7 protein-coding genes are annotated in these 5,101 nt (G+C 37.8%); 3 read left to right on the forward strand and 4 right to left on the reverse strand.

Annotated features, from left to right (window positions below; all coding sequences use genetic code 11):
• Nucleotides 1–33: 33 nt before the first annotated feature.
• Nucleotides 34–1,005, reverse strand: coding sequence for a MobQ family relaxase (gene mobQ, locus ACG94X_RS16700; RefSeq protein WP_005265044.1), 972 nt, complete (start codon nt 1,003–1,005; stop codon nt 34–36).
• 186 nt (nt 1,006–1,191) lie between these two features.
• On the opposite strand from mobQ, the gene ACG94X_RS16705 reads away from it, so the two are divergent.
• Nucleotides 1,192–1,476: a DUF8583 domain-containing protein gene (locus ACG94X_RS16705; protein ID WP_004871868.1), complete on the forward strand. Its 285-nt coding sequence runs from the start codon at nt 1,192–1,194 to the stop codon at nt 1,474–1,476.
• Here ACG94X_RS16705 and ACG94X_RS16710 read toward each other — a convergent pair.
• Both ACG94X_RS16710 and repM read right to left on the reverse strand, forming a co-directional pair.
• Nucleotides 1,473–1,769, reverse strand: coding sequence for a hypothetical protein (locus tag ACG94X_RS16710; protein ID WP_005265043.1), 297 nt, complete (start codon nt 1,767–1,769; stop codon nt 1,473–1,475). The genes ACG94X_RS16705 and ACG94X_RS16710 overlap by 4 nt on opposite strands.
• Nucleotides 1,766–2,695, reverse strand: coding sequence for a replication initiation protein RepM (repM, locus tag ACG94X_RS16715; RefSeq protein ID WP_004871874.1), 930 nt, complete (start codon nt 2,693–2,695; stop codon nt 1,766–1,768). The genes ACG94X_RS16710 and repM overlap by 4 nt, the downstream gene beginning before the upstream one ends.
• 818 nt (nt 2,696–3,513) lie before the next feature.
• Here repM and ACG94X_RS16720 point away from each other — a divergent pair.
• Both ACG94X_RS16720 and ACG94X_RS16725 read left to right on the forward strand, forming a co-directional pair.
• On the forward strand, nt 3,514–3,858 hold the full coding sequence (locus tag ACG94X_RS16720; RefSeq protein WP_005199344.1) for an SMR family transporter: 345 nt from the start codon (nt 3,514–3,516) through the stop codon (nt 3,856–3,858).
• Nucleotides 3,859–4,416: a TetR/AcrR family transcriptional regulator gene (locus ACG94X_RS16725; RefSeq protein ID WP_016165572.1), complete on the forward strand. Its 558-nt coding sequence runs from the start codon at nt 3,859–3,861 to the stop codon at nt 4,414–4,416.
• 127 nt (nt 4,417–4,543) lie between these two features.
• On the opposite strand, the gene ACG94X_RS16730 is transcribed toward ACG94X_RS16725, so the two are convergent.
• Nucleotides 4,544–5,041 (reverse strand): hypothetical protein, encoded by a 498-nt coding sequence (locus ACG94X_RS16730; protein WP_004282248.1) that lies wholly within the window; start codon nt 5,039–5,041, stop codon nt 4,544–4,546.
• Nucleotides 5,042–5,101: the final 60 nt, after the last annotated feature.

Consider the following 5,101-nt stretch of genomic DNA (forward strand, 5'->3'; position numbering starts at 1 on the left):
TATATAACTGGTCATCTAGATCATTTTGATTACTCATAATGACATTCCGCCTCTACCTAGTTTTTGAGATGCCTTGCGGAGTGCTTGCTCGGCTCGTTGTTTATCTAATTCTTGCTGTCGCTTCATTTCCGCTTGGCGTTCCAGTTCTAGACGTTTGGTTTCTTGGTTCTTCTGCCATTGATCAAAACCTTGATCGACACGGCTTAAACCACGCTGTAAAACGCTCTCTTTTTGCTGTTTCTGTTGGTGAAGCTGTTGGCTATTTTGCTGTTTGACGTTGTCATTAAAACGGCTGATTTCAGTGTCTATGCCTTGTCTGCGTAATTGTGTGACTTTGGTGCCTTCATGGATGGTGGCTTGTAGTCCGTTGTTCTGATCGGCATAGCTACGATGGTCTATTTTTTCTCGGTAGCCTGCACGTTCCAATGCTTTATTGGCTAAGTCTGCCCAAGTTTCTCGAATTTGCTTAATATCTTCTTGGGTTGTCCCCATGCCAAGGCTTTTTCGTTTGGCGTTGCTGAGTTCGATATCGGTTTTGGTGGTCAGGGTGAGTTTATTGTCCGTGTCCAATTCGGCTTTTCGGGTGGTAAGCATGATATGGGCGTGATGATTCTTATCATTACCGCCTTTGCTGGGTTCATGGATGGCTAAATCTGCGATCACTCCATAGCGATCAACTAAGGACCTGGCAAAGTCTTTTGCCAAGTCCTTACGTTGATCAGCGTCTAATTCATCAGGTAGGGCAATGACCCATTCTCTAGCGGTTCGGGCATCTTTACGGTTTTCGGTTTTTTCTGCCAAGTTCCAAAGTTCACCACGGTCAATTTCAATATCTAAATTAGACAGAATTTCAGAATGGGCGACACCGTCTTTTCTCGTAAAGTCATGGGTCAGTCCTGTGCGTTCATCTTCTAGTTTTTCCCCTGCACGATATGCAGATGATGCAACCGCAGTTCGCCCCGAACTTCGGTTCACCGTTTTAGTGGAACAATGATAAATTGCCATGCAGTCGCCTTGGGGTGCTTTTGCTTTTGGGGTTAAGGGGATTCCCCTTACGCAAACTTTGACTTGGATGAAATCCAAGTCGTAAGTGCGCATTTCATGAAAAACACGATAGCATATTACCCGCTTGAATTTCAATTCATAGGGTCTTATGCTTGAGTGGTTTTCTATATTCCGAAATTAACCGTTATGACTAAATCTGCTGAAAATATCGAAAAGAAAATTGAAGCCCAGTTAGAGAAGCTGAAACAGTTAAAAGCACAGAAACAGGCTATTGAAGCAAGAGAACGTACCAAAAAGAAAGAACAGGAGCGCAAGGATGATACTAGGCGTAAAATTTTGCTCGGTTCTTACTTGATTAAGAAAATGCAGGCAAATGAAGCCAATAAAGAAAAAATACTCGCTGAACTCAACGAATATTTAACAGAAAATAGAGATCGACAGCTTTTTGATTTGCCCGACATTGAAGCCTAATTTTTCTTAGCTGTTTGGTTATTCTGTTCGGCTTGATACTCGGGAATGAGCGTGTTTAAAACCTTTTGAATATTGTCTTTGTCCTCTATCTGCAAATGATCCCGATAGTAAATTAAGTCCTGTATTTTGCTTTCCATCTGCATTTTTTCGGTGGGTTTGGCATTTTTGGATAGTCGGGATAATAGGAAGATATAACCGCATATATTTTCCCTCGCAATTTCATAATTTACGATGTCGAGGTATTCAACGGTCACATGCTTTAGATCGGTTGATAGGTTATTTAATTTAATCATGGCTGAAATCCTGATTTTTCTAAAATTGGATAAAGCTCTCTGAATTTTTCAGGCTCTAAAAGCATATCAGCGATACGAATAGCAAATTGTTGGTAGCTTTCTGTACCTTGTGAATATTTCCCCATTTCAGGCATTTCTGACATTTTATTCGCAAATAAATGGCGTTGTGCATCGGTCATTTTTATAAAAAAATCAGGCGTGTTTGGATCTCTTTTTGCTTCAACTTTTGGCTGTTGTTTTTGCTTAAATTTGAAAGAAAAACCTGAAATGATCCGTCCTTTTTTATGCTGTTCATACGTTACAGTAATATCAGTATGCTCATTAATTTGTTTAATTGATGGTTCAAGCACACGCTTTTTAAAGTCACTCATGGCGGTGTATTCACTATCAACAAGACCTAATCTGTTTCTAAACTCACTAAGTTCTAGTTGTGGAACTTTTCCAACTTCACGCCAAGCAATCAGCAATTCATAAAGCCTAGTGGCGTATTTACTGGTTAGGTGAGCAACTTGTTTAGCTTCATATTTTGTAAAGTGTTCTTCCAATCGTGTGATTAAAGGCACTACATCAGGAGCAAAAGTAATTTCTAACAATGCTAGGTCATCTACATAAAATATACGGCTTACCCAGCGAGATCGAACAATGCCGACTTTGCCTGTTTTTTTATATTCGGCTGTATAACTAAATTGACGATTAAACAGATTATTTACAGCTTCTCTCAAAGCTTTATATGACGCATCGGCAGATACATTGAATAGCTTGGCGTAGTCACTAGCATGTATTTCCAGTTTACTATCCGCAGTGATTCCTTGTCCCGATTCTCTAGCATTAATGATAGCTAGCATGATCAAACGTTGTTCCGTTAGCTCTAGGTTGTAACTGGCATTTATTAGAGCATTATCTTTCACGACTAAACTATTTTTCATAAGAAGAACTTATTATTATCTAATTAAAGGACAATGTAATCTAATATCTTTTTAAGGTCAATATTTATAATGTCTTTTAATTAAGAGCAAATGTCCGTTTATACAAGAGCAAATGTCCGTTTATACAAGAGCAAATGTCCGTTTATACAAGAGCAAATGTCCGTTTATATAGTCTGTAACACTTACTACACAAGGGTTTCAACCTGTCTAAAAGCATTAAAAGCTTTAAAAATAATTAAAAGCCTTTCGAGAGGGGAGTGCTTAAAACTGCCCTATGTACTCGCTAAAGCTCGTACTCTATTGAAGCTCGTTCCTCGCTTCGTGGGGCAGTTTTTAGTTAATCCTGTTGTGAAATCTAAAAGCAAAAGCATTTGTAATGTATTCGCTTCGCTCATACTTTTTGAAAAGCAAAAGCTCCAAAGTTCGCACCCATTCGGGATGCTCTGTACCTACCGTTTAAAATCGAAAGGGAGCTTGTAATCAGAGAAAAGGCGAGGGCGAAATTTTGATGATGCTCAATCGCTCGTAGACACTCGCTCGGTTCTTATTATCTAGGTTTTAATTATTTACTGGAGCTAACCAAAGTCGTGAAACATTGATCAAATAATAAGCGTGGAACGTGAAAAATCATAAAAAAAGCCCACCTTGGGGAAGATGGGCTATCAACTAGAAACTACAGCATTGATTTCTATAGATAATTATAACGCATTTCGTATAAGGTGTATTATGTTAATTTTAGAAAATCTAAAATAATTATTGATAATTTTTTTTTGAAAATTTAACATACCTTCCGATGGGTATTTTAGGTATGATTACTTATGAACAGTGTGTTACTCGCTTATGTATTACTTGGATTTTCAATAGTTTCCGAAGTGATTGGAAGTAGTTTTTTAGTTAAATCGGAAGGGTTTACAAAACTTTTTCCAAGCGTGATGGTCTTTATTTTTTTTAGCACGGCATTTTATTTATTATCACAAGTTATTAAAACAATCCCTTTAGGTATCGCATACGCTATATGGGCTGGTGTTGGGATTGTTCTAACTGCTGTAGTTAGCTACTTTGTTTTTAAACAGACACTAGATAATCCTGCTTTAATTGGAATTGGTTTTATCGTATCTGGCGTAATAATTATTAATTTATTTTCGCAATCAGCAGGTCATTAAGTGAAAGAAATTCGGCAACAAAAGAAGCAACCAGAGGTTATTCGAAAGCGCATCCTTGAACAGGCAACTATTCTTGTTTCTCAAAAGGGTATTTCTGGTGTTTCTATTCAAAATATTGCTACAGCAGTAGGTATAACAAAAGGGGGGGTATTTCACCATTTCCCGAATAAAAAAAATTTGATAGAAGAAATGTTCAATCAAATAATTCTTGATTTAGATCAAACAGTTGAATACTTGATTAAACGCGATCAAACAGAATATGGTAAATTCACACGAGCTTATATTCATAGTTCTTTTATCCATCAAATAGATGGGGTGGTTTCTGCTTGGTCAGCGTTATCAATGACTATGATCACAGAGCCTACCTTTAATAAAATTTGGATGGAATGGCTAAAAAATAGATTATCTCAACATGCAGAAACGGATAGTCATCCTGATTTAGAGTTACTTCGTTTAGCAGCAGATGGGTTGTGGCTACAAAGTATTACCGGAGTCATTGATGATGAGCAATGTTCAAAATTAGAAGACGATCTGCTTAATCGAACCTATTTAACATAAAATCTCTTATGCGAAATTTCAGCTCGATGCTTTGAAAGATGGCTAAAGCCATGTTTCAAAGTCGGGCAATTTTGCGCTTGCTGTAATTTGATTTGTAATGAGAAAAACCAAGCAAAGTACCGATCAACTAGTATTTTTTAGGGTCGATCTGACACCAGTCATACGTTTTTTCTTTGACACTACTCGGTTCAAACGAGTAGCAATTTTTCCTCATTATTCTCACCAATGTTTCACCATCACTTTCTCGAATTTGTAGCGGATATTTTTTTAGTACAGCCATATCTGCTCTACGTTCATCAATTTCGTCTTTGCTTGGTATGTATAAAAAGATAGCCAAAATGAACACCATCATCACAGCAACAAACGTGCTGGCAAAAATAATGATAAGTTTTAAGTTGAGCCTGTGTGTAGCTTCGTTTAATGCCTGAATACTGTTGTTTAATGCGCCTGTATGCTTCTTATTTGCGTTTTCTAGCGATTTTTCAGCCTTGTCTAGCACTCCGCTAGCGACATGGTTGTAAAACTGCTCTAATCGCTTGTTATCGTCTGCTATGGCCTCTCTATATTCCTTCATGGATGCCAATAAAATATATAACTGGTCATCTAGATCATTTTGATTACTCATAATGACATTCCGCCTCTACCTAGTTTTTGAGATGCCTTGCGGAGTGCTTGCTCGGCTCGT

This window comes from Acinetobacter psychrotolerans (assembly GCF_048552595.1).
In the GTDB taxonomy this organism is placed as follows: Bacteria; Pseudomonadota; Gammaproteobacteria; order Pseudomonadales; family Moraxellaceae; genus Acinetobacter.

Excerpts from the sequence above, each read along its gene's own strand:
- mobQ (WP_005265044.1), bottom strand. The coding sequence starts at position 1,005 with ATGGCAATTTATCATTGTTCCACTAAAACGGTGAACCGAAGTTCGGGG.
- ACG94X_RS16705 (WP_004871868.1), top strand. The coding sequence starts at position 1,192 with ATGACTAAATCTGCTGAAAATATCGAAAAGAAAATTGAAGCCCAGTTA.
- ACG94X_RS16710 (WP_005265043.1), bottom strand. The coding sequence starts at position 1,769 with ATGATTAAATTAAATAACCTATCAACCGATCTAAAGCATGTGACCGTT.
- repM (WP_004871874.1), bottom strand. The coding sequence starts at position 2,695 with ATGAAAAATAGTTTAGTCGTGAAAGATAATGCTCTAATAAATGCCAGT.
- ACG94X_RS16720 (WP_005199344.1), top strand. The coding sequence starts at position 3,514 with ATGAACAGTGTGTTACTCGCTTATGTATTACTTGGATTTTCAATAGTT.
- ACG94X_RS16730 (WP_004282248.1), bottom strand. The coding sequence starts at position 5,041 with ATGAGTAATCAAAATGATCTAGATGACCAGTTATATATTTTATTGGCA.